The 21,386-nt window shown below is 39.5% G+C and carries 19 protein-coding genes, 11 tRNA genes and 1 rRNA gene; 2 read left to right on the top strand and 29 right to left on the bottom strand.

Features of this window, described 5'->3' with window-relative positions; translation table 11 throughout:
• Nucleotides 1-258: 258 nt before the first annotated feature.
• The 13 genes from NST46_RS10730 to NST46_RS10670 all read right to left on the bottom strand — a co-directional run bounded on the left by NST46_RS10730 (nucleotide 259) and on the right by NST46_RS10670 (nucleotide 4,006).
• Nucleotides 259-1,820, bottom strand: a 16S ribosomal RNA gene (locus NST46_RS10730).
• A 284-nt stretch (nucleotides 1,821-2,104) separates the two neighbouring features.
• Nucleotides 2,105-2,178: transfer RNA gene (locus NST46_RS10725), tRNA-Ile, on the bottom strand.
• 12 nt (nucleotides 2,179-2,190) lie between these two features.
• Nucleotides 2,191-2,264, bottom strand: a tRNA-Gly gene (locus tag NST46_RS10720).
• Between the two features lie 31 nt (nucleotides 2,265-2,295).
• A tRNA-Pro gene (locus tag NST46_RS10715) sits at nucleotides 2,296-2,372 on the bottom strand.
• Nucleotides 2,373-2,375: 3 nt separating this feature from the next.
• Nucleotides 2,376-2,452 (bottom strand) — tRNA-Arg (locus NST46_RS10710).
• Nucleotides 2,453-2,476: 24 nt separating this feature from the next.
• Nucleotides 2,477-2,560 (bottom strand) — tRNA-Leu (locus NST46_RS10705).
• Nucleotides 2,561-2,581: 21 nt separating this feature from the next.
• A tRNA-Lys gene (locus NST46_RS10700) sits at nucleotides 2,582-2,657 on the bottom strand.
• 114 nt (nucleotides 2,658-2,771) lie between these two features.
• Nucleotides 2,772-2,846 (bottom strand) — tRNA-Gln (locus NST46_RS10695).
• A gap of 5 nt (nucleotides 2,847-2,851) precedes the next feature.
• Nucleotides 2,852-2,928 (bottom strand) — tRNA-Asp (locus NST46_RS10690).
• Nucleotides 2,929-2,955: 27 nt separating this feature from the next.
• Nucleotides 2,956-3,027 (bottom strand) — tRNA-Glu (locus NST46_RS10685).
• Nucleotides 3,028-3,036: 9 nt separating this feature from the next.
• Nucleotides 3,037-3,127: transfer RNA gene (locus NST46_RS10680), tRNA-Ser, on the bottom strand.
• Between the two features lie 3 nt (nucleotides 3,128-3,130).
• Nucleotides 3,131-3,205, bottom strand: a tRNA-Asn gene (locus NST46_RS10675).
• A 339-nt stretch (nucleotides 3,206-3,544) separates the two neighbouring features.
• Nucleotides 3,545-4,006, bottom strand: coding sequence for a SprT family protein (locus NST46_RS10670; RefSeq protein WP_340002900.1), 462 nt, complete (start codon nucleotides 4,004-4,006; stop codon nucleotides 3,545-3,547).
• Nucleotides 4,007-4,420: 414 nt separating this feature from the next.
• On the opposite strand from NST46_RS10670, the gene NST46_RS10665 reads away from it, so the two are divergent.
• Nucleotides 4,421-5,908, top strand: a complete 1,488-nt coding sequence (locus NST46_RS10665; RefSeq protein WP_118889729.1) for a catalase — start codon at nucleotides 4,421-4,423, stop codon at nucleotides 5,906-5,908.
• Between the two features lie 41 nt (nucleotides 5,909-5,949).
• On the opposite strand, the gene NST46_RS10660 is transcribed toward NST46_RS10665, so the two are convergent.
• The 14 genes from NST46_RS10660 to acpS form a co-directional block, all read right to left on the bottom strand.
• Nucleotides 5,950-8,121 carry a Tex family protein gene (locus tag NST46_RS10660; protein WP_341137164.1) on the bottom strand — a complete coding sequence of 724 codons (2,172 nt, stop codon included), beginning with the start codon at nucleotides 8,119-8,121 and terminating at the stop codon, nucleotides 5,950-5,952.
• Nucleotides 8,122-8,321: 200 nt separating this feature from the next.
• Nucleotides 8,322-8,939, bottom strand: a complete 618-nt coding sequence (locus NST46_RS10655; RefSeq protein ID WP_095311902.1) for a protein phosphatase 2C domain-containing protein — start codon at nucleotides 8,937-8,939, stop codon at nucleotides 8,322-8,324.
• Nucleotides 8,936-9,727, bottom strand: a complete 792-nt coding sequence (sigB, locus tag NST46_RS10650; protein WP_095311901.1) for an RNA polymerase sigma factor SigB — start codon at nucleotides 9,725-9,727, stop codon at nucleotides 8,936-8,938. The genes NST46_RS10655 and sigB overlap by 4 nt, the downstream gene beginning before the upstream one ends.
• Complete coding sequence (gene rsbW / locus NST46_RS10645) at nucleotides 9,699-10,175, bottom strand: anti-sigma B factor RsbW (protein ID WP_095311899.1); 477 nt, start codon at nucleotides 10,173-10,175, stop codon at nucleotides 9,699-9,701. The genes sigB and rsbW overlap by 29 nt, the downstream gene beginning before the upstream one ends.
• Complete coding sequence (locus NST46_RS10640; RefSeq protein ID WP_095311897.1) at nucleotides 10,175-10,507, bottom strand: STAS domain-containing protein; 333 nt, start codon at nucleotides 10,505-10,507, stop codon at nucleotides 10,175-10,177. The genes rsbW and NST46_RS10640 overlap by 1 nt, the downstream gene beginning before the upstream one ends.
• Before the next feature lie 120 nt (nucleotides 10,508-10,627).
• Nucleotides 10,628-11,641 carry a PP2C family protein-serine/threonine phosphatase gene (locus tag NST46_RS10635; RefSeq protein WP_095311895.1) on the bottom strand — a complete coding sequence of 338 codons (1,014 nt, stop codon included), beginning with the start codon at nucleotides 11,639-11,641 and terminating at the stop codon, nucleotides 10,628-10,630.
• A 299-nt stretch (nucleotides 11,642-11,940) separates the two neighbouring features.
• Nucleotides 11,941-12,342, bottom strand: a complete 402-nt coding sequence (locus tag NST46_RS10630; RefSeq protein ID WP_095311893.1) for an anti-sigma regulatory factor — start codon at nucleotides 12,340-12,342, stop codon at nucleotides 11,941-11,943.
• Between the two features lie 2 nt (nucleotides 12,343-12,344).
• Nucleotides 12,345-12,701 (bottom strand): STAS domain-containing protein, encoded by a 357-nt coding sequence (locus tag NST46_RS10625; RefSeq protein WP_095311891.1) that lies wholly within the window; start codon nucleotides 12,699-12,701, stop codon nucleotides 12,345-12,347.
• Nucleotides 12,702-12,706: 5 nt separating this feature from the next.
• Complete coding sequence (locus tag NST46_RS10620) at nucleotides 12,707-13,570, bottom strand: RsbT co-antagonist protein RsbRA (RefSeq protein ID WP_240033796.1); 864 nt, start codon at nucleotides 13,568-13,570, stop codon at nucleotides 12,707-12,709.
• 276 nt (nucleotides 13,571-13,846) lie between these two features.
• Nucleotides 13,847-14,209 carry a type II toxin-antitoxin system PemK/MazF family toxin gene (locus tag NST46_RS10615; RefSeq protein WP_095311886.1) on the bottom strand — a complete coding sequence of 121 codons (363 nt, stop codon included), beginning with the start codon at nucleotides 14,207-14,209 and terminating at the stop codon, nucleotides 13,847-13,849.
• A 4-nt stretch (nucleotides 14,210-14,213) separates the two neighbouring features.
• Entirely contained in the window at nucleotides 14,214-14,498 is a 285-nt protein-coding gene (locus NST46_RS10610) for a CopG family ribbon-helix-helix protein (protein WP_095311884.1), read from the bottom strand.
• 312 nt (nucleotides 14,499-14,810) lie between these two features.
• Nucleotides 14,811-15,845, bottom strand: a complete 1,035-nt coding sequence (locus NST46_RS10605) for a LolA family protein (RefSeq protein ID WP_341137163.1) — start codon at nucleotides 15,843-15,845, stop codon at nucleotides 14,811-14,813.
• Nucleotides 15,846-15,885: 40 nt separating this feature from the next.
• Nucleotides 15,886-17,415, bottom strand: a complete 1,530-nt coding sequence (locus NST46_RS10600; RefSeq protein WP_341137162.1) for an NAD(P)H-hydrate dehydratase — start codon at nucleotides 17,413-17,415, stop codon at nucleotides 15,886-15,888.
• 67 nt (nucleotides 17,416-17,482) lie between these two features.
• Entirely contained in the window at nucleotides 17,483-17,845 is a 363-nt protein-coding gene (acpS, locus tag NST46_RS10595) for a holo-ACP synthase (protein ID WP_095311878.1), read from the bottom strand.
• Between the two features lie 677 nt (nucleotides 17,846-18,522).
• On the opposite strand from acpS, the gene NST46_RS10590 reads away from it, so the two are divergent.
• On the top strand, nucleotides 18,523-19,287 hold the full coding sequence (locus NST46_RS10590; protein WP_303449022.1) for a rhomboid family intramembrane serine protease: 765 nt from the start codon (nucleotides 18,523-18,525) through the stop codon (nucleotides 19,285-19,287).
• A gap of 80 nt (nucleotides 19,288-19,367) precedes the next feature.
• On the opposite strand, the gene NST46_RS10585 is transcribed toward NST46_RS10590, so the two are convergent.
• Both NST46_RS10585 and NST46_RS10580 read right to left on the bottom strand, forming a co-directional pair.
• Nucleotides 19,368-20,792 (bottom strand): PH domain-containing protein, encoded by a 1,425-nt coding sequence (locus NST46_RS10585; protein ID WP_341137161.1) that lies wholly within the window; start codon nucleotides 20,790-20,792, stop codon nucleotides 19,368-19,370.
• Nucleotides 20,785-21,264 (bottom strand): PH domain-containing protein, encoded by a 480-nt coding sequence (locus NST46_RS10580; protein ID WP_095311871.1) that lies wholly within the window; start codon nucleotides 21,262-21,264, stop codon nucleotides 20,785-20,787. Before NST46_RS10580 ends, NST46_RS10585 begins: the two co-directional genes overlap by 8 nt.
• Between the last annotated feature and the right edge of the window lie 122 nt (nucleotides 21,265-21,386).

Raw genomic sequence — 21,386 nt, 5'->3', positions numbered from 1 at the left:
ATGTCGTTGTTACTCTTATTTAGTTTTCAAGGTACAAGCTTCCACAGGATGTGGTGACTTCTGTGTTCGTCACAGGACGTGACGGGTTTTAACAGAAGATCCTTCAATCCTTTGAGAGATCTTTTTTACTCTCTCAAAACTGAACCAAACAACCAAGTATGTCGGGCCTACAGGATGTAGGTCATGCCGATGTTGCCACAGGACGTGGCGATCTTAATCGGCCTTCCTTATTCCGTAGGGTTCCGTAATAATCCTTAGAAAGGAGGTGATCCAGCCGCACCTTCCGATACGGCTACCTTGTTACGACTTCACCCCAATCATTAGTCCCACCTTCGGCGGCTGGCTCCAAAAGGTTACCTCACCGACTTCGGGTGTTACCAACTCTCGTGGTGTGACGGGCGGTGTGTACAAGGCCCGGGAACGTATTCACCGCGGCATGCTGATCCGCGATTACTAGCGATTCCGGCTTCATGTAGGCGAGTTGCAGCCTACAATCCGAACTGAGAATGGTTTTATGGGATTGGCTTGACCTCACGGGTTCGCTTCCCTTTGTTCCATCCATTGTAGCACGTGTGTAGCCCAGGTCATAAGGGGCATGATGATTTGACGTCATCCCCACCTTCCTCCGGTTTGTCACCGGCAGTCACCTTAGAGTGCCCAACTGAATGCTGGCAACTAAGATCAAGGGTTGCGCTCGTTGCGGGACTTAACCCAACATCTCACGACACGAGCTGACGACAACCATGCACCACCTGTCACTCTGTCCCCGAAGGGAAAACTCTATCTCTAGAGGTATCAGAGGATGTCAAGACCTGGTAAGGTTCTTCGCGTTGCTTCGAATTAAACCACATGCTCCACCGCTTGTGCGGGCCCCCGTCAATTCTTTTGAGTTTCAGCCTTGCGGCCGTACTCCCCAGGCGGAGTGCTTAATGCGTTAACTTCAGCACTAAGGGGCGGAAACCCCCTAACACCTAGCACTCATCGTTTACGGCGTGGACTACCAGGGTATCTAATCCTGTTCGCTACCCACGCTTTCGCTCCTCAGCGTCAGTTACAGACCAGAGAGTCGCCTTCGCCACTGGTGTTCCTCCACATCTCTACGCATTTCACCGCTACACGTGGAATTCCACTCTCCTCTTCTGTACTCAAGTCCTCCAGTTTCCAATGACCCTCCACGGTTAAGCCGTGGGCTTTCACATCAGACTTAAAAGACCGCCTGCGAGCGCTTTACGCCCAATAATTCCGGACAACGCTTGCCACCTACGTATTACCGCGGCTGCTGGCACGTAGTTAGCCGTGGCTTTCTGGTTAGGTACCGTCAAGGTTGGGTCAGTTACTACCCAACTTGTTCTTCCCTAACAACAGAGTTTTACGATCCGAAAACCTTCATCACTCACGCGGCGTTGCTCCGTCAGACTTTCGTCCATTGCGGAAGATTCCCTACTGCTGCCTCCCGTAGGAGTCTGGGCCGTGTCTCAGTCCCAGTGTGGCCGATCACCCTCTCAGGTCGGCTACGCATCGTCGCCTTGGTGAGCCGTTACCTCACCAACTAGCTAATGCGCCGCGGGCCCATCTGTAAGTGACAGCCGAAACCGTCTTTTATCTTCTCACCATGAGATGAAAAGTGTTATCCGGTATTAGCTCACGTTTCCGCGAGTTATCCCGATCTTACAGGCAGGTTGCCCACGTGTTACTCACCCGTCCGCCGCTCATTCCATAAACATCACCCCGAAGGGTTCTGTTTATTTCCTGCGCTCGACTTGCATGTATTAGGCACGCCGCCAGCGTTCGTCCTGAGCCAAGATCAAACTCTCCATAAAAGTTTGTAATACTTAGCTTTTGTAGAAGCTGACTTCTACTTGTTTTAAAAAGAAAAACGAGTTTCCTTTTTCTTGACATACTGGTTGTTTTGTTCAGTTTTCAAAGAGCAAATTTGTTTGTCGTTCTTTTGAAGCGACTTTATTAATATATCATGTCTTCCAATTTGTTGTCAATAACTTTTTTTAAAATATTTTACTTTCGAAATATTCCTTCGTTTTCGACAACTTTTATATCTTATCATCTTTGTGAAAAGATGTCAACATCTTTTTTTAAAAAAGTTGAATGGGCCTGAGTGGACTCGAACCACCGACCTCACGCTTATCAGGCGTGCGCTCTAACCAGCTGAGCTACAGGCCCATATTGGTAAGTTGGAGCGGGTGAAGGGAATCGAACCCTCATCATCAGCTTGGAAGGCTGAGGTTTTACCACTAAACTACACCCGCATAATAAAATAATTTTTCATACATACATTACTGGTCGGGAAGACAGGATTCGAACCTGCGACCCCTTGGTCCCAAACCAAGTGCTCTACCAAGCTGAGCTACTTCCCGTTATGGCGCGCCCGAGAGGAGTCGAACCCCTAACCTCTTGATCCGTAGTCAAACGCTCTATCCAATTGAGCTACGGGCGCAGAAAAAATCTATCAGATAAATGATGCGGTCGAGAGGACTTGAACCTCCACGGGTTATTCACCCACTAGGCCCTCAACCTAGCGCGTCTGCCATTCCGCCACGACCGCAAAAACAATAGATTAATGAAATGGTGAGCCATGAAGGATTCGAACCTTCGACCCTTTGATTAAAAGTCAAATGCTCTACCGACTGAGCTAATGGCTCATGATTGAAATATCACTATCCTGTTTTGAAGTAGCAATATACTTATTTTATAGAAAGGAATAAAAAAATACTATTTAATGAAATAGTATTAACTTCTTCTTTTATAAATAAAATTGGCTGGGCCACTAGGATTCGAACCTAGGGTACACGGGATCAAAACCCGATGCCTTACCGCTTGGCTATGGCCCAACTTGTGGCGGTCCGGACGGGACTCGAACCCGCGACCTCCTGCGTGACAGGCAGGCATTCTAACCAACTGAACTACCGGACCAAATGATTTTATTTTTTAAAGAAATGATGACCCGTACGGGATTCGAACCCGTGTTACCGCCGTGAAAGGGCGGTGTCTTAACCGCTTGACCAACGGGCCATTTTGAAATGGCGGAGAAGGAGGGATTTGAACCCTCGCGCCGCTTACACGACCTACACCCTTAGCAGGGGCGCCTCTTCAGCCACTTGAGTACTTCTCCGGATGGCTCCACAGGTAGGATTCGAACCTACGACCGATCGGTTAACAGCCGATTGCTCTACCACTGAGCTACTGTGGAATAATATTGATGCACTTATGTACTTCACTGAATTAAGTATCCTTCACCTTTGATAAGGCTCATTTTCTCTCAAAGCAAAACCAAGGAATAATTACAGCGACGTTGAATATCATACAACAACTTCTTTTAGTTGTCAAGGACTTTCTGGAAAGTTTTTCACAATCGAAAACTGACTTATTAGCTTATTTAATTTAACATGGATGACATATTTCGTCAATGGTTTATTTTAATATTTTACAAAAGCAAACAAAATCTTTATTTAGTATATAAACGTATTAAACTTACAACTTAATACGTAGAATAATGACATTTGCAAGAAGGATACTAAACGTCACATTTTTATTTTATAGAAGTATATGTTAAGACTCCTCGGCACTTACCACACCTATATTTTTTTATATTGATACGTCTTTTTCTTTCGTATACTTGATTACATTTTTTACATCTATACTCATATTTGTACCTTTGTTCTTGTGAAGGTAGTGGACTACAGAACCTTGGAGATCCTGTTTGTTTTAGTAATTTCCTGAAATCTTCATCCCTGTGACGATAACCCTTCCCTTCTATATGAAGATGGTAATGACAAAGTTCATGTTTAATGATGCCTATAAATTCAGCTTTATCCATCTCTACCGCATACTTCGGATTTAATTCAATCACCCTTTTCGCAGGGATATATCTGCCACCTGTTGTTCTTAGTCGATGATTGAACCTTACTTCATCTATGAAAGGTTTATGAAAATAAGTAATCGAGAGTTTATTAACGATTTCATATAATTCCTTTTCATTTAATAATTCCATTTGCATAACTACCTTCTCTATATGAATAAGTCACTTTAACCTTCTTCTAATTTTAGCATAAAAATATTACTTATGCTTTTTACGTATGAATGTTCTCTTTGTAACTCTCCTTCTACTATATTACTATGTTTTGTTTAAAATACCTTCCCCTATCTACCATCGCTTCTATTTTTCTCAATTAATGATTATAAATGATAATATTTACGAATAAAGAATCTTGATTAGCCTTATTAAAAACAGCATATGATAACCCGTAACTAAGTATTTATTGATTTTATAAAATCCTAATTTGAAAGAGAATTAATCCTTATTTAACATGTATAAACCGTGTTTATCTAACAAACTATATTTATAGTAATCTGGTAATGATTGTGATATTATAATTATTGTATTTAACTATTCAGGAGGGATAACATGAGTGAAGAAATTAAAAAGAAAATGACTACGGCTTTTGGTGCTCCAGTACCTAATGATGATGATTCAAAAACAGCTGGTCCTAGAGGTCCACTATTAATGGAAGACTTTTGGTTTCTTGAAAAACTAGCACACTTTGATAGAGAAGTAATTCCTGAACGTCGTATGCACGCTAAAGGAGCAGGTGCTTATGGAACGTTAACTATTACAAATGATATTACGAAGTACACGAAAGCTAAGGTTTTCTCTGAAGTTGGTAAAAAGACGGATATGTTCTTACGCTTCTCAACAGTAGCTGGCGAGCGTGGCGCAGGGGATGCTGATCGTGATATTCGTGGTACAGCTATGAAATTCTATACAGAAGAAGGTAACTGGGATCTTGTAGGCAACAACACACCAGTATTCTTCTTTAGAGATCCTAAGCGTTTCCCTGACTTGAACCACGTAGTTAAAAAAGATCCGGTTACAAATATGCATAATCCACAAGCTAACTGGGATTTCTGGACTAGTCTCCCAGAAGCTTTGCACCAAGTTTCAATTATCATGTCTGATCGTGGAATTCCAAAAACATTTAGACATATGAACCTGTTTGGAAGCCATACGTACAGTATGTTTAACGCTGACAACGAACGTCATTGGGTTAAATTCCATTTCTATACAGAGCAAGGTATTGAAAACTTGACTGACCAGGAAGCTGGAGAAATCCATAGTGGTGACCTTGACAGTCATACTAGAGATTTACGCGAAGCAATCGAGCGTGGCGAAAATCCAAAATGGAAAATGTACATTCAAGTTATGACAGACGAGCAAGCTAAAAACATGCCTTACAACCCATTTGACTTAACAAAAGTTTGGTATAAAGGTGACTTCCCACTTATTGAAGTTGGTGAGTTAGAGCTTAACCGTAACCCGCAAAACTACTTTGAAGAAGTAGAACAAGCAGCATTTGCTCCAACAAATATTGTACCTGGTATTGGCTTCTCACCAGATAAAATGCTGCAAGGAAGATTATTCTCTTATGGTGATGCACAGCGGTATCGCTTAGGTGTAAACCACTGGCAAATCCCTGTTAACTTCCCGAAAAATGCGGAGAACTTCCATCCATATCACCGCGATGGAGCAATGCGCATCCATCCATACCAAGGTGGACATGTATCATACAGCCCTAATAGCTATGGTCAGTGGGAAGATAGCAAAGAACACCAAGAGCCTGCACTAGAATTAGGTGGAGATGCAAACTACTGGGATTTCGATGAAGATGATAGCCTATACTATGAACAACCAGGTAAGTTATTCCGTCTTCAATCACCTGAAGCACAACAAAGACTTTTTGAAAATACCGCAAGAAACATGCAAGGTACTAGTAAAGAAGTTCAGTTACGTCATATCAACAACTGCTACAAAGCTGACCCAGCGTATGGTGAAGGTGTAGCAAATGCACTTGGCATCTCCTTAAGTGAAGTAGAAGCAGCAAGTGAACTAGAATAAAATAAAAACGTTCCTAAAACAACTTTAGGAACGTTTTTTTATTATTTATCACTTTTTACCATCGTTAAAGCGATTCTTCCTTTATTGACATCAACTTGCTCTACCCATACTGTTACGACATCTCCAACAGAAGCAATATCCATTGGGTGCTTCACAAACTTGTTTGCCATTTTTGAAATATGAACAAGACCATCTTGTTTCACACCGATATCTACAAATACTCCAAAATCGACTACATTCCTAACCGTTCCTTGCATTTCCATACCTGCTTGAAGATCTTCAAGGGCAACGACATTTTGCTTCAGTAACGGTTGTGGAAAATCGTCACGCGGATCACGTTCAGGTCTACTCAAGGCGTCCATCATGTCAATCAATGTTGGCACTCCGATTTCTAAGTTCTCCGCAGTTTCTTTTTTATCTAATTCATTCATTTTTGTCCGGAGTTTTTCTGTGCCAATATCCGTTAGCTCACAGCCAATCATCTTTAAAAGTTTCTTTGTGTGTGCATATACTTCTGGATGAATAGGCGTTCGATCTAATGGATTATCTCCATCAATAATTCGTAAGAAACCAATTCCCTGCTCATACGTTTTTGCACCTAGTCGAGGAATTTTCTTCAATTGTTTTCGATCCGTAAATTTACCTTCTTCATTTCGCTGCTTCACGATATTAAGAGCTACTGTTTTACTCAATCCCGCAACATATTGCAGTAAAGATGCAGATGCTGTATTTACGTTAACTCCAACTTGGTTAACTGCTGTTTCTACAACAAAGCTCAGTGATTCATTAAGAGACTTCTGCGTAACATCGTGCTGGTATTGCCCCACACCAATTGATTTCGGATCTATTTTTACTAACTCTGCTAGAGGATCCTGAACACGGCGCGCAATGGATACAGCACTTCTTTCTTCTACTTGAAAATCAGGAAACTCCTCACGGGCTAATGCAGATGCAGAGTAAACACTAGCCCCCGCTTCATTCACAATAATATAAGGAATGCTCAAGCTATTGTTTGTGATTACATCAGAAATAAATTGCTCTGTTTCACGTGATGCGGTTCCATTACCAATAGCGATAAGCTCCACTCCATATTTACGAATAATGCTCATCACTATTTTTTCTGCCCCAACAACATCATTCCTTGGTGCAGTTGGGTACATAACACCTACTTCATGAACCTTTCCAGTCTCGTCAACAACAGCTAACTTACAGCCCGTTCGAAAAGCCGGGTCAACACCAAGCACCGTTCTGCCTTTTAATGGTGGCTGAAGCAATAGATTTTTCAAGTTTACGGAAAAAACCTCAATTGCTTGATCTTCGGCCTTTTCTGTTAAGCTGTTCCGAATTTCTCGCTCCACCGATGGCTGAATTAATCGCTTATAACTATCCTCAATAGCAACTTCTAAAATCGCTGCTAATGCAGTGTCCGCACTTCGTTTAATTACTTTATTTTGCAGAAACTGGACGATCCGCTCTGCCGGTGCCTCAATTGCCACTCTTAGAACGTCCTCTTTTTCGCCACGATTTAATGCCAGAATACGGTGTGATACAAGCGAACGAACTGCTTCACTGTAAGCATAATACATTTCATAAACGCCTTTTTCATCCTTCTCGGCATTTTTTACTTCTGCCTGGATAGTACCGCGTTTAAATGTTTCCTCGCGAATGTAGTCGCGGTATGCAGCATCATCTGAAATCCATTCCGCTATAATATCATTCACTCCAGCTATCACATCTTCTTGTGTATGTAATTCATACTCCTCTGAAAGATATTTCGCAGCCTCTTGCTCGATGTTGAAAGGCTCTTGATTCCAAATCAACTCTGCTAAAGGCTCTAATCCTTTCTCCTTAGCAATGGTAGCTTTCGTTCTACGCTTTTGTTTATATGGTCGATATAAATCTTCGACACGCTGTAATTGTGTAGCTTGCTTAATTTCTTTTTCTAGTTCTTCTGTTAATTTGCCCTGTTCCTCAATAATGCGAAGCACTTCTTGTTTTCTATCTGAGAGATTAACAGCATAATGCCATTTATCCTGCACAGCTTTAATTTGTACCTCATCAAGACCACCAGTAACTTCTTTACGATATCTCGCAATAAAAGGAACGGTGTTACCTTCATCTAATAGTTCAATTACTTTTTTTATTGTCGTTGTATTCACTTCTGTTTCCTTGGAAACCCATTTTATAAGATTGCTATCTAACTGATCTGTCAAAGTTGTTCCTCCTTTATATACCAATATTATTTTATCAAAAAAATAGGCGAATTCCTAATTGACTTCTTTTATCGCGTCATTGAGTTGAGGGAAGTATCGCTAGTCGTTTGATGCTTCGTCCACGTGGCCGTTTAGATAACTAAATTATCCACAGTATTCAAATTTATTCTCTAAGTAACAAAAAAAGCTGACTTTATGTTTTAGTCAGCCAAAAGTTGTTTCTCTGCTATATATCTCACTGCAATTAGCGTGGTATCGTCCATTCTAATTTTATCACTTGTCTGTTCGTATGCTTTTGTAATACATCGAACATCTTTATTCATAAAAAAGTGCTGCGATAATTCTTTATCCAATACGCCATCAGAAAAAATGACAAAAGTCATCCCAGGTTCAAGCTTTTGTGTCATGACTTTAAACGGCCGATGGTACCCAGCCAAATAACCCGCATTTGGGATATTTCGCTTTTTTTTTCTATCCGTTGTAATCGACATAATACCTATATTACCTATGGAGGAAAACGCAGATATCTTCGTACGATAGTCCATCCTTAAAATTCCAAGTACAACCCCACGTTTTCCCATTAACCTAGCATTACATATTTTAACTAATTCCTCCACTGTCGCTCCAATATTGTCTCGGATAATATTGATAACAATTTGTGAAGATTCCTTTGCAAATTCACCACTACCTAAACCATCTGCTAACGCACAAACAAATTCATTTTCCGTTTCTGTATAAAAATAACTATCGCCACAAAGATAATTACCTTTTTTAGCTTTCTGAAAAACAGATACTTCTACTTTACTGTTCCCGTTCAATCGAAAACCTCCGTTTTATCGGACTGTATTGCTTCGCGAAGCTTTCTCAAAGAACGCCTTTGAAGTCTGGAAACATGCATTTGGGAAATTCCCAATAATTCACCTGTTTCTTTCTGGCTCATATTTTTAAAATACGTACATTCTAGTATCTGTTGTTCGCGTTCTGACAAGATAGGGAAAATTTTCTCAATCAACATTTTTTGATCAATATTGTTGTATCCTGCTTCGTCATTTCCTACTAAATCTAATATAGCTACAGAGCTACCATCTGAATCTGCTTCAATCTTACGGTCAACAGATAATGCTTTATAACTTTTACTCATTTCCATCGTTTCCAGTATTTCCTCTTCAGACGCATCCAAATATTCCGCGATTTCATGTACAGTTGGAGACTTCTGATTCATTGTTGTTAATTCATCTACTGCTTTTTTTATTTTCGGTCCCAATTCTTTTATACGACGAGGTACATGAACGCTCCATGTCTTATCACGAATAAATCGTTTGATTTCACCAATGATTGTTGGGATTGCAAAGGATTCAAATGACTTGCCAAACGTTGGATCATATCTTCTGACAGCAGCCAACAACCCAATCATCCCTACTTGCACCAAATCTTCATGAATTGCACTATTCTTGGAATATTTCCTAGCAATGGAGCTTACCAAATCCTTATAAGTTAGCACAATTTTCTCTTGAATTTCCTCATCTTTTGGCTCTTTTTGGAGATGTTCAATCCATTGGTATACCTCGTCTCTTCCTCTATTGTGTGGTTGAGACTTGGTCGCCATCAAAATCCACCTCTTTTTCGCTAAGGTACTTTTTCATTAGTACAATGACACCGTAATTATTATTGATCTGCACTTCATCCATTAAAGCCTCAATTAAAAATAATCCAAACCCACCTTCTCTAAGGTTCTCAATGGGTTCGTCCCGTTCATATGGTCCTATTTCGTCTCTTACCTTCTGCATATTGAAGCTATTGCCACGATCCGCAATCATAATTTCCAAATGGTCATCATAGATTCCAAAACCAATCGTTATCTCACCTTGACCTGTATCGTCATAAGCATGTGTAACTGCATTCGTTATCGCTTCTGAAACCGCAACTTTTAAATCTTCAATATCCTCATAAGAAAAACCCATTCTATTTGCAATCCCAGACATTGTCAAACGAACAACACCCACATACTCCGCTTCCGCAGGGATCTTTAACTCGACAAAATCAAATCTTTCCATCACTCATTTCCACCTCGAATCGCCGCTCTAATCGTAATCACTTCATCCAATCCTGTAATCTTAAAAATACGAAGTACACGGTCTTGTAAATTTAATAATGTTAACGTGCTATTATTTTCTTTCGTAGACTTTAAGGCACTAACAAAAACTCCTAGTCCCGTACTATCCATATACGTAACATTCTCCAAATTAACTTCTACTTTATTCTTTTCCTTTTTCGTTAAGGGAAGTAAAGATTCCTTTAATTTTGGAGCGGTATAAGCATCTATTTCACCCGATACATTCAAAACAGACTTTTCATTTTCCTCAACTACATTAACTGTTAAATTCATGATTTACCTCCCATACGTCTATCACTATGTAGTACATTCATGTCTCTATTCGACATTGATCAGTTGATAGAACTGCCATTTTTTCTTCATAACTCTTGTATTACCCGTTATTTTAAAAAGCTAAACCTTTTTTCGCAGAATAAGTAATGTAAAGTCATCCCTCAACTGGAAATCCTGTAACCGCTCAAAATGCTTGTACACATTATCTACCATTTCTTGAGCTGGTAAATAGGCATATTTTCTAATGATGCTGAGTACCTCCTGACTTTCAATAAACCTTTCTCCATCTCGGCACTCTGTTACACCATCAGTCAATAGAATAATCATATCATTTTTTTCAATCACTAATTCGTACTCACTGTATTCCGAATCCGGGGATACGCCTAAAACAAGCCCTTTTGCATCTATTTCTTTAAACGTATCATTTTTTGCATTATAATAATAGCCCGGTTCATGCCCGGCTGAGGAATAACGAAGCTTTTGTTCTGAAGGCAAGTATTGAGCATAGCACATCGTAATAAACATGCTGGGGTCAACATTTCTTTCTACAACCCGGTTCAAATTTTTTAATATCGATTTTGGACTCATTGATTCCTCTGGATAACTATCCATCGCGTATTTTATCATCGACATACATAAGGCTGCCGGGATACCTTTTCCGATGACATCTGCAATTGCGATTCCTAATGAACCGTCTTTACCTTTTATAAAATGGTGATAATCTCCATTCATTTGATGAGCGGGAACACTGACTATCCCAATATCTAATCCCTCAATAGACGGCTTCGTTGTTCCTAAAAGTGTTTCTTGCATGCTTGCTGCAACAGAAATTTCGGATTCAAGTACATGCTTTTCTTCCCGAAGCATTTGAATTTCTTGCATTGCAAGTCCATAAGAAATCATCGCTTCTAGTAAAAAATTCATTGAATGTTTGTAATCCTTATTAAGCTTTGTCGACACTTCCTCCATCGCATCAATATGAAGGTTGACAATTTCTTCTGGTAATATATTCTCTTTAATAAAAGCTTTCGTGACCTTCTCAACACCATACAAAGCTCGCTCATCTTGTGTATCTACATAGTTCTTTAATAACTCTTTGTACGTTGCAGCGTGTAGTTTAATAAGCTCTTCCATCTCGATTCCCCCTAAAAGCCAAATAACAGGAAGTATTTTTTTATTTACAGAGGTTGTCCAAAAAGTCCGGTGAAAATGACACATCGTAGGGGACCTTCTGCTAAAACCGCCCACGTCCTGTGGGCAACGTAGAAGTCAGCACATCCTGTGCAAGCCCGTTCCTCACGTATTAATTGCATACGTTCCGGTACTCAAAGTGTCACCGCCTCGAACTTCTCGGTCCTTTTCATCCTCCTTTTTAAACACGCACTTATAAGAAAGGTGTTTATTAGCCTAGCTAACAAACACCGCCCCCTTAATTAACGAATCCATTTTGTCGCTATTATTTTTGTTCCCTCTCCTACTTCTGAACGAATATCGAATTCATCCATTAGCCGCTTAACACCTGGAAGTCCTGCGCCAAGCCCACCGGAAGTTGTAAAGCCATCTTGCATAACCTGACCAATATCGGCGATTCCAGGTCCTGAATCAATTGCCATCATGCATAACCCTCGTCGCTCGATTGAGTCGATTATTTCAAAGCAAACTTGCCCTTGTTCGGCATATAAGTATATATTTCGAGCTAATTCTGATACCGCAGTTGCAATTCTTGCCTGATCGACTGTACCAAATCCAAGGTTTTTAGCCATTTCACGACCAAGCTGTCTCGCACCAACGATATCCCACTCTTTATGAATGTTAACACAGGACTGTGGTTCCATTATTATACCCCCAGTTCCTGTTGCAGCTTAATGAGCCCCTGTTCAAGATCCAATGCTGTAGGTACATTTTTTAAATGAATACCTAAGTCAATTAGTGTCATCGCTACAGCAGGTTGAATTCCAGTTAAAACTACTTTTGCCCCCATTAAATCTGACATTGAAACTACGTCACCTAATACTTTTGCAATAAATGAATCAATGATTTCAACAGATGTTAAATCAATAACAACACCTGACGCACCACTTTTATGAATTTTATCTAATAAATCCTCTTGAAATTGTATTGCTGTCTGATCATCTATTTCCGTCTGAATCGAAATCAATAAATAATTGTGTAGTTTCAGAATCGGAATTCGCATTCATCTCACTCTCCTCGTAAAGAATCCATCATTTTCTCAATGTTATTTTCTTTTACATTCAGGTCTGTTACATGTCTACCAGTAATCGCTAGGGCCGTTGAGAATCCCTTCTTTAAGGAGCTTTTCGTCGGGAAATTACTTAAATCGATTCCTAAGTTCACAATAGTTTGCGCTATTTCTGGACGAATCCCCACAAGGATGCATGTTGAGCCAATCAACCTTACAGCTTCAGCAGCTTGTATGATATGATGAGCTACCATTGTATCAACAACTGGAACACCAGTAATATCAATTAAAACAACCTCTGAATTATGCTTTATAGCTCCTTCTAGCAGGTTTTCCATTATTAATTTTGCACGCTCAGTATCAATCGTTCCAATTAACGGCATAATTGTAATACCTTCCATAACTGGAATTAGTGGTGCAGATAACTCTTGTAACGCTACTCGTTGCAAGGAAACAATGTGTTCCCAGCTTCCAGAGTATTCATTCACTAATTCACGTATCAATGGTTCTACCCACTCATTAACACTCGATGATAGTTCAGTGAAAAAGTTAGAATCTACTACTTCCGATTGCGTTATTAAATATTCAGTAGATACTCTCCTAAATATTTGCAAACCGTCTGTAATATAACTTAATGGCCATCCGAGGTTAATAATTTTTTCAGAGAAATCCTCCACTGCTTTCGTGGAGCCTTCATTTCGAATGCTGGTAAAAATAACATTAACAAACTCACGGTTTGTGCTTTCATATAGTTCGTCTGATATTGTCGCAGTATAGTTGCTATCCTTAAGTGATTCGATTTCCTCCATCCATTTTTGTACAATTGAATCACTATTCTCAATCAGTAACCTTTTGAATTCCATCATCTTCCCTCCGTAATCAACTGGTAATGTCACGAATATTGTTACACGTTCATATTAAAAGTGCAAATCAAAATAGTACGGATACATCTATAAACTATCATCTATTTTAACATACAAATAATCCTTCAAAAAGTTTTACATAACGCCATTTCCCTTCGTCTGACACGCTTTCTTAGCATTTGATTCGAAATACCTATATTTTCTTGGTAATAAATCCCTGGTTATAATTGGCTAACGACACAAAAAATACCCTTTCTCAGTTCGATAAGGGCATCATTAGTTATTGCTATAAATGTCTTTCAGTCCAAGACTAATTTCTAAAGCTTGGTTTATTTTTGTCATCATTTCATTATCTAATTTTGTTATTTTATCCGTTAAGCGCTGCTTATCCAACGTTCTGATCTGTTCTAGTAGTATTACCGAGTTGCGGTCAAATCCGTACCGCTTTGCATCGATTTCTACATGCGTAGGCAACTTCGCCTTTTGAATTTGTGCAGTAATTGCTGCAACAATCACCGTGGGACTAAAACGGTTTCCAATATCATTTTGAAGGATCAATACAGGGCGTACGCCTCCCTGCTCTGATCCTACTACAGGGGATAAGTCAGCGAAATATACCTCGCCTCTTTGAACGATCAAATTATTACACCCCGATCACAGAGCGCTCAAGGGTGTTTTCAGCCTCCTCTTCGGCTTGAAAGGCTTCTGAAGCTATCGTTAAATTAATTCGACCCATTTCTTCATATCCACGTTGCATGTTTTCGTGAAATCGCTGAATATGCTCCTCTTTCTTGTGGTTTAGATAATTTTGTGTTGCTTTACATATAAAATCGCTTAAATCGCTATTTTCATATTTCATTAATCCATCCACCTCATTCAATAGGTTCTTTGGTAACTTAACTAATATCTCCTGCAAGCTTTCCGACAAAACCATACACCTCCGACAACTGTTAAACGATCGATAAAATTCTATTTAATAATAGCATTGAATTCGGCCGATTGCAAAGGGTTCTGGAGTTTTTATAAAAAAAATCCGTATATTTGTCGTTTAATATCTGTTTAGTCGGGAATATAAAAGTGGTTTGACTTAATTTCTCAATAGCACTCCTGTAATATATATGCGACTGAACGTATAACATGCCCGCTTTTTAAATTTTGACTTTTTGCTTTGAACCACGAGTAAAAAAACAAAAAAGCAGACCCTCCTCTTTTATGAGCCTGCCAAATGACTGTCTTGTTGTTATTTTGCTGCTTGCCCTTGAACGGATTGAGCTACTTGAATCATTTCTTCCTGTGTTAATTCATCGCTTGCCAGTTTAAAGTCAACACCATTATAGCTCCACTCTATTGCATTTGAAGAAAGCGCTGCTATCGCATGACCTAAATTCACAATTTCTCCTTGCACTTCCTGTGGAGTTACTGAAACCGGAGCCGTTTGATTTCGCTCCTCCACTAAGGTAAAATTCTTTTCTCCATCATAAGTCAAAATAACCCTTTTACCATTATCCATGGTAACTTCCCTTTTCTCCAAAACTTCTGAACCTGCAGTATATAAAGGATAGTACACTGCTAATTCTTCCGTTTCAGCATCGTCTGCTTCTGCTTCAGCGGAGGTAGTAGTATCCGCATCCCTGCTACCCATGTTTTTTTCCATTGAAAAATCATCATCTTCAAACGCAGGGTCCATATCAAAGTTAGAAAAGCTCACCTCAACCAATGCGTTGTTATCTTTGTCTAAAACTCTCACCATCGTTGGGACATAGGATTTTTTATCAAAATGGATTTCTTGGAAAGGCAAATTACTATTGCTTTGATAATTTGTTTTTGTCCGGAAAATATAATGCGTGTCAGTTGTCTCAAATTGTGCTTCGGAATCTTTCATCACATCATTTATAAGAGACTGATAAAGATACGGTTGGCTACTATTATCGGGCCACTCTGTTTGGAATTTAAAGCTTTTATCAAGTGCCGGTGTTAAAACAAATACGCCATCATCGTTTTTAAGAATAATTTGACTCTCATTTTGTTCTGAGCCATTTTCCAAAGCTACTCGATAATAATCTCCCTCTTTATACCATACATCTATATTAAACTTCTGCTCTTCTTGTCCGGTGTTCATTGACATTTCTGCAACTGCTTTATATCCCGACATATCTTCTACATTTTTTTGTAATTGTGCAACAACATCTTCTTGCGATTTCTCCCCACAAGCAGCTAATACAATTATTAATAAGGCTAAAATACAAGCCATCCGATACGAAAATAACTTTTTCATCGACATATCTCCCTTGTCTCAATTAACAAAGGGAACAACGTCACACACGTTTACAAGGAAATGCACGATATACTTTCGAAATACCATCGATAACATCTGTGGCCATCAAATCATAATACGTTTGCTTCTCTTCGATCTGTATGTCTGCAGACTTTCCATGAATAAAACAGGCATTGCACAATGCATCAAATAATTCTTGCTGCTGCATCATCATGGCAAGTGAAATTCCGGTTAACACATCACCGGTTCCTCCTTTTGCAAGACCTGGATTTCCACTAGATTCCACAGCCTGTCTACCTTCTGGCGATGTAATGATGGTATGCTTTCCTTTCAAAATAATATAAACTCTATTAGCTTTTGCAAAATCACGCGTGTAATGAAAAGGTGCTGATAAAAGATCAGAAATTGAAATACCCAAAAGCATAGCCATTTCACCTGGATGTGGTGTTATAATCGTTGGCTCGCTTCGTTGTTTCAACATTTCAAGCTGGTATTTTAGGTGATAAAGTCCATCTGCATCAATAAGTAGTGGGCAGGGTGCATTGTTAAGGAGTTCTGCAACTACATGCCTGGTTTCCTCTCTTCTCCCTAATCCAATCCCAACTGCAATTGCATCATAATTACTTATAGGTGATGCAGTACAACCTGTAATATAGCCATCTTTTTCAGGCAATATCATATACGTTGCTTCCGGACACATCGCAGCAATCATAGAAATGACTTTTTCGGTTGTTCCAGACGCTACCAAGCCAGCACCTGCTTTTAAAGCGGCCTTCGTAGCCATCGCAAGCGAACCTGGCATTTCTGAACAACCTCCAATAATAAGCCCTTTACCATGACTTCCTTTATGGGCATGTACATTACGGGAAGGGATTGTTTTTCCGAAATCCTCCTCTGCCCATTGTCTCTTTGCAGTATTGTTCTGGAATACGAAATTCGGTATACCAATTGGTACGATTTCCCACTGCCCATAAAAATCTGCTGTATCAACCATGAAGGAACTTTCTTTTGCTGCAGCGATGACAAACGTATAATCCGCCTGGATAGAAGTAAATTCTCCTATTCCTTCATCAGCTGGTAAGCCAGATGGAATATCAACGGATATAACACAAGCTTTTGAATGATTAATCATGCGAACCATCTCTTGGATAGGCTCCCTCAATACTCCTTTTACGCCAATACCAATTATTGCATCAATTACAACGTCTACACGTTCCACCTTTTCACGTATTAAATCAAGATCCGTGAGGTAGCTAACCTCTCCTCCGCATTGAATAAATACACGTTTATGAAAGAGAGCATCACCTGTAATTTTCTCATCCGGAACGACCTGTACAACTTGGACTAAATAACCTTTATCAAGCAATACCCTTGCAATAACAAAACCATCTCCGCCATTATTACCCGCGCCAATAAAAATGCAGACAGGCTCTGTTTCTCTTATCAGCTTTATGACCCTTTCACTTACTGCTCGTCCTGCATTCTCCATCAGTAATTTTCCTTCAAGTCCAATTTTACTTATCGTGTAATCGTCAATATCGTACATTTCCTTTGCGGTGACAATATACAATTCGTTCCCTCCTACCCGCAGTAAAATATATGAGACAAACCTGCTAATTATGCAATGTATCCGAAGTTCATTTCTCTTCTATTACTACTTGAGCCGCTGCGTAATCCCTACTATGCGTGATAGAAAGGAATATAGTTATATCCTCCTCGTACCCCTTCACAGCAATAGATGGAGCACCAAATTCATCGTTCATTACAACCATGTCCTGAAAGCTCAAACGCCCAATTCCAGTACCAACCGCTTTAGCAAAAGCCTCCTTTGCCGCAAACCTGCCCGCAATATACTCCACGCGACGTTTTGGTGATGTAAGTTGTTGATATATTTTTTTTTCACTTTCAGTTAAGATCCGATCGACAAACCTATTATTTCGTTCCATACTAGCTTGGATCCTATCTAATTCAATTAAATCCATTCCGATTCCTTTAATCATTATTAATCCTTACCCTTTCTTCTATAAATTCAATAGTATTTCAACGCATGTTAGATTGGTCATATTAAATGAAATTACGTATTATTATAGTAATAGTAACTTATCTACTCCACTTTCGCACGACTAAAAAATAAAGTTCATTGATTTACACTTAGAATGTTTCTTTCTTAACAGACTTGGTAAAGATAAAGATTGTTATTTACACAAAAGGTATAAAATGCGGCGGCGTGATTTACAATGATGGATTGTACGTATACCCGCTACGGAATTACACTTCGCTTTCCGCGGGTGACCCGTGAGCCTCCTTGAACTCCGTTCTTCAGAGTCTCACTCTGGTCACGTATCCCGCAGGAGTCTACGTGTATTTCCTCCGCTAGTATTGCTTCACGAACTTCTAATAGTGGAATCCACGAGAAAAATGTCGTTGCTGTCACCAGTCCGGGTGAGCGTAGGGCGATGACTCCTGCGGGAACAGCACGTGTCTGAAGACTCGTAGGGAGTGGTTTTCTTCCGGAGAGGCTGAAGCCGTGCCCGCGGAAAGCATCCGCCCGAAGCGAGCCCGGACGGTCGGCGCTACTCAAACTTTTCTAACAGAAAATAATTTACGTGACATTGATTTTACTTCAAAAGCGATGTTAATATGCAAAAAAATAATCCAATATGCAGGGGGACCTACATTGTTTATCCGTAACGAAAGAAGTTTAAAAGAGTTTTTTCAATCTTATCCAGTTGTTTCTACACTAATTACTATTCATCTCATCCTATGGATCATAATTAATTTACTTCAGCTGCCAATCGGCAGAGAGATTTATCAATGGGGCGTCGGAAGTAATTTCATGATCTACCTTGGTGATTATTGGAGATTTGTTACACCAATATTTTTGCATGGGGATTTAATGCATGCTTTATTCAATTCATTTTCACTTGCATTATTTGGCCCTGCCTTAGAGCAAATGCTCGGTAAAGTTAAATTTCTTCTTGCATACCTCGGAGCAGGTATTATCGGTAACATTGCTACTTATATGTTCGAAGACCTAAATTATTTTCATCTTGGTGCTTCTGGAGCTGTATTTGGTTTATTCGGGATATACGCCTTTATGGTTTCATTTCGAAAACATCTTATTGATCAAGGAAGTTCTCAAATCGTAATGACGATTTTAATTATCGGGTTGGCGATGACCTTCCTACGAAGCAATATTAACATTTATGCACATATCTTTGGATTTATTGGCGGCTTCGCAATCGCTCCTCTTGTCTTAATAAATGTCCAAAGCTATTCACCGTGGAGGCGAAGGAGATACCGCTATGATGACGATGATTCTATCCAGTTTGATCCAAATCGTTGGAATAAGAAAAGAAGGATTCCGTCGCAATTAAAGAAAAATATCATTTGGATTGTTTTAGGAATTCTGGTGTTACTAGGATTATTAAGCAGATTCTAAAAGAAAAAGTTAAGAAGTCGGCCTTAAGGAAAACTTACCTTTAAGGCCGACTTCTTAGATAACGTACTGACTTGTATTTGCTATTCTCGATACGAGTACCAGTCTCCTAACTTATCAACATGCTCCTCTTCCAGCTCCTTGAGTCTATAATGCTTGCCTGTTCCGTTTTTTCCAAGAATCGATAGTTTCATCGTTGCCAGTCCTTCTCTTTTTTGGAACGGATGCTGTTTTTTCTCAAATGCTTGAATACGCTTGTGATAAAGCAACATTGTTTTCCTGCTAAATCCACGAAATCGAATAATAACCCGTTCTGGTTCTACAGAGAATCCTCCATCCTGATAACGCATAAACCCAAGCAGGAAAGTTACTAACAAGACAATTACTGCAAGCCAACTAAATTGCGGATAAAAGTAGGTTGCCACTATCCCAAGTACTAATATAGGTACACATGCACGAATCAAATAGAATTTCATTGCTCGCTTAGGCAAGGGAGTAAAATGCACTGATTCCATCGAGTAACCCGGCAAAAATTCCTGTAAAAACGACTCAATCTCCGTCTTTTTCATAATTGGAAATAAAACCGTAGAAAAGTCTTCACCGCTATCTAACGCCCCCCCTGCAACTTCGACAAATACAGTGACAAATCCAAAAGGCTGCCTGATAACACTTTCAGCTATCCCAACTGCTTGAATTCGTTTAAGCGGAATTGTTATTTGCTTTTTCTCTAACAGACCTCTTGTTATGAATAACTCATCACCTACCTTGGTAATTGCAAATTTCCCATATTTTATCATTGTCCCAGCAATGCCTAACAGCCAAAATACCAATAATACGACGATCGCTAGTCCAATTATGAATGCAATTGCTAACTCACTTATCCAATCAAATGTCCGATCATAGAAATGCTCTGGAATAAATTGCTCTAGCTCAGAAAAAGCAATGGCTGCAAATGCCATAATGATACCAACACTACCTGATGTTACGCCAGCTAGCAAAAGGCGCTTCGGAGTGATTTCACGTAAAGGATTGACCGACTCCTCTTGCCCTTCTATTTCAATATCTGGATGCGATTCCTTTCTACCCTTAAGTGCATTTCGAAGCTTTTCACCATCAGAGAGCTTTATAGCATTCAGCGATGCTTCTGCACTCTTTCCGCTTCCAGCTGTTTCTATTTGCAGCTTAACCAGTTTAAACATACGGTGAATAATACCTGCTGTTAAGTCAATGGACTGGATTCGGTTTATTGAGATATAGCGCTTTTTTCGTATTAGAACGCCATATTCAATTCTTAACTCCCCAGCTTCCAGTCGATACGTAAATCGATACCAGGATAAAACACTTAAAAGTATTCCTAACAATGAAAAAATAGCTAGTAAAAGGATAAAGTAGAACCGATCAAACGTAATAAAACCAAATACAATTAAAAATATCCCTTCCCGAGCCGTCTTGATACAATTAAATAGGATGGATACTGGATGCAGCCGATATGACGGGCCATTAGACATCATCTTCGTCCACCCTTGCTAATGCTGAGATACGATCACGAAGTGCTGACGCATCTTCTTCACGCAAAGCAGGAATTTCATGTGTTGTAGCTGCTGTTGATATTGTTACACTAGCAAGCTGATATTTTTTTAGAAATGGTCCTTGCTTTGTATCAACATGCTGTACACGAATCATCGGCACTAACGTACGTGACATTATTAAAATACCATGCTGTATGTATATTTCTTGCTCAAATAATTCATAGCGCCACTTTCTAAATCGTAATTTAGGAAGGATAAAAACAGTAAAAATAGTGGATAAAATACTAATCATCACAAGTACAATTCCAATCCAATATGGCCAGTCAAATAGATAGATTATAATAGCAACTGCAATCGTAATTAACCATAACAAGCCTTCATAGAAAACGCCTGTTAATTTCCAAGCTTTTATCGCATCGGGGGCAATTGTATTCATTGGTGGCTCTCTCATACAACCTCATTCTCCTCTCTTTTCTTTCTTATGGTACTTACGTTTTAGGCAAATTAAAGTTTCAATATTGCTGCATTCGTACTCAAATATATTATATTCAACAGATTGAGCACAACAAAAAA

Origin of the sequence: Oceanobacillus sp. FSL W7-1309, from assembly GCF_038002145.1 — a bacterium.
GTDB lineage: Bacteria > Bacillota > Bacilli > Bacillales > Amphibacillaceae > Oceanobacillus > Oceanobacillus profundus.
The sequence above is the reverse complement of the archived record's forward strand: the minus strand, read 5'-3'. Positions and strand labels throughout refer to the sequence as shown.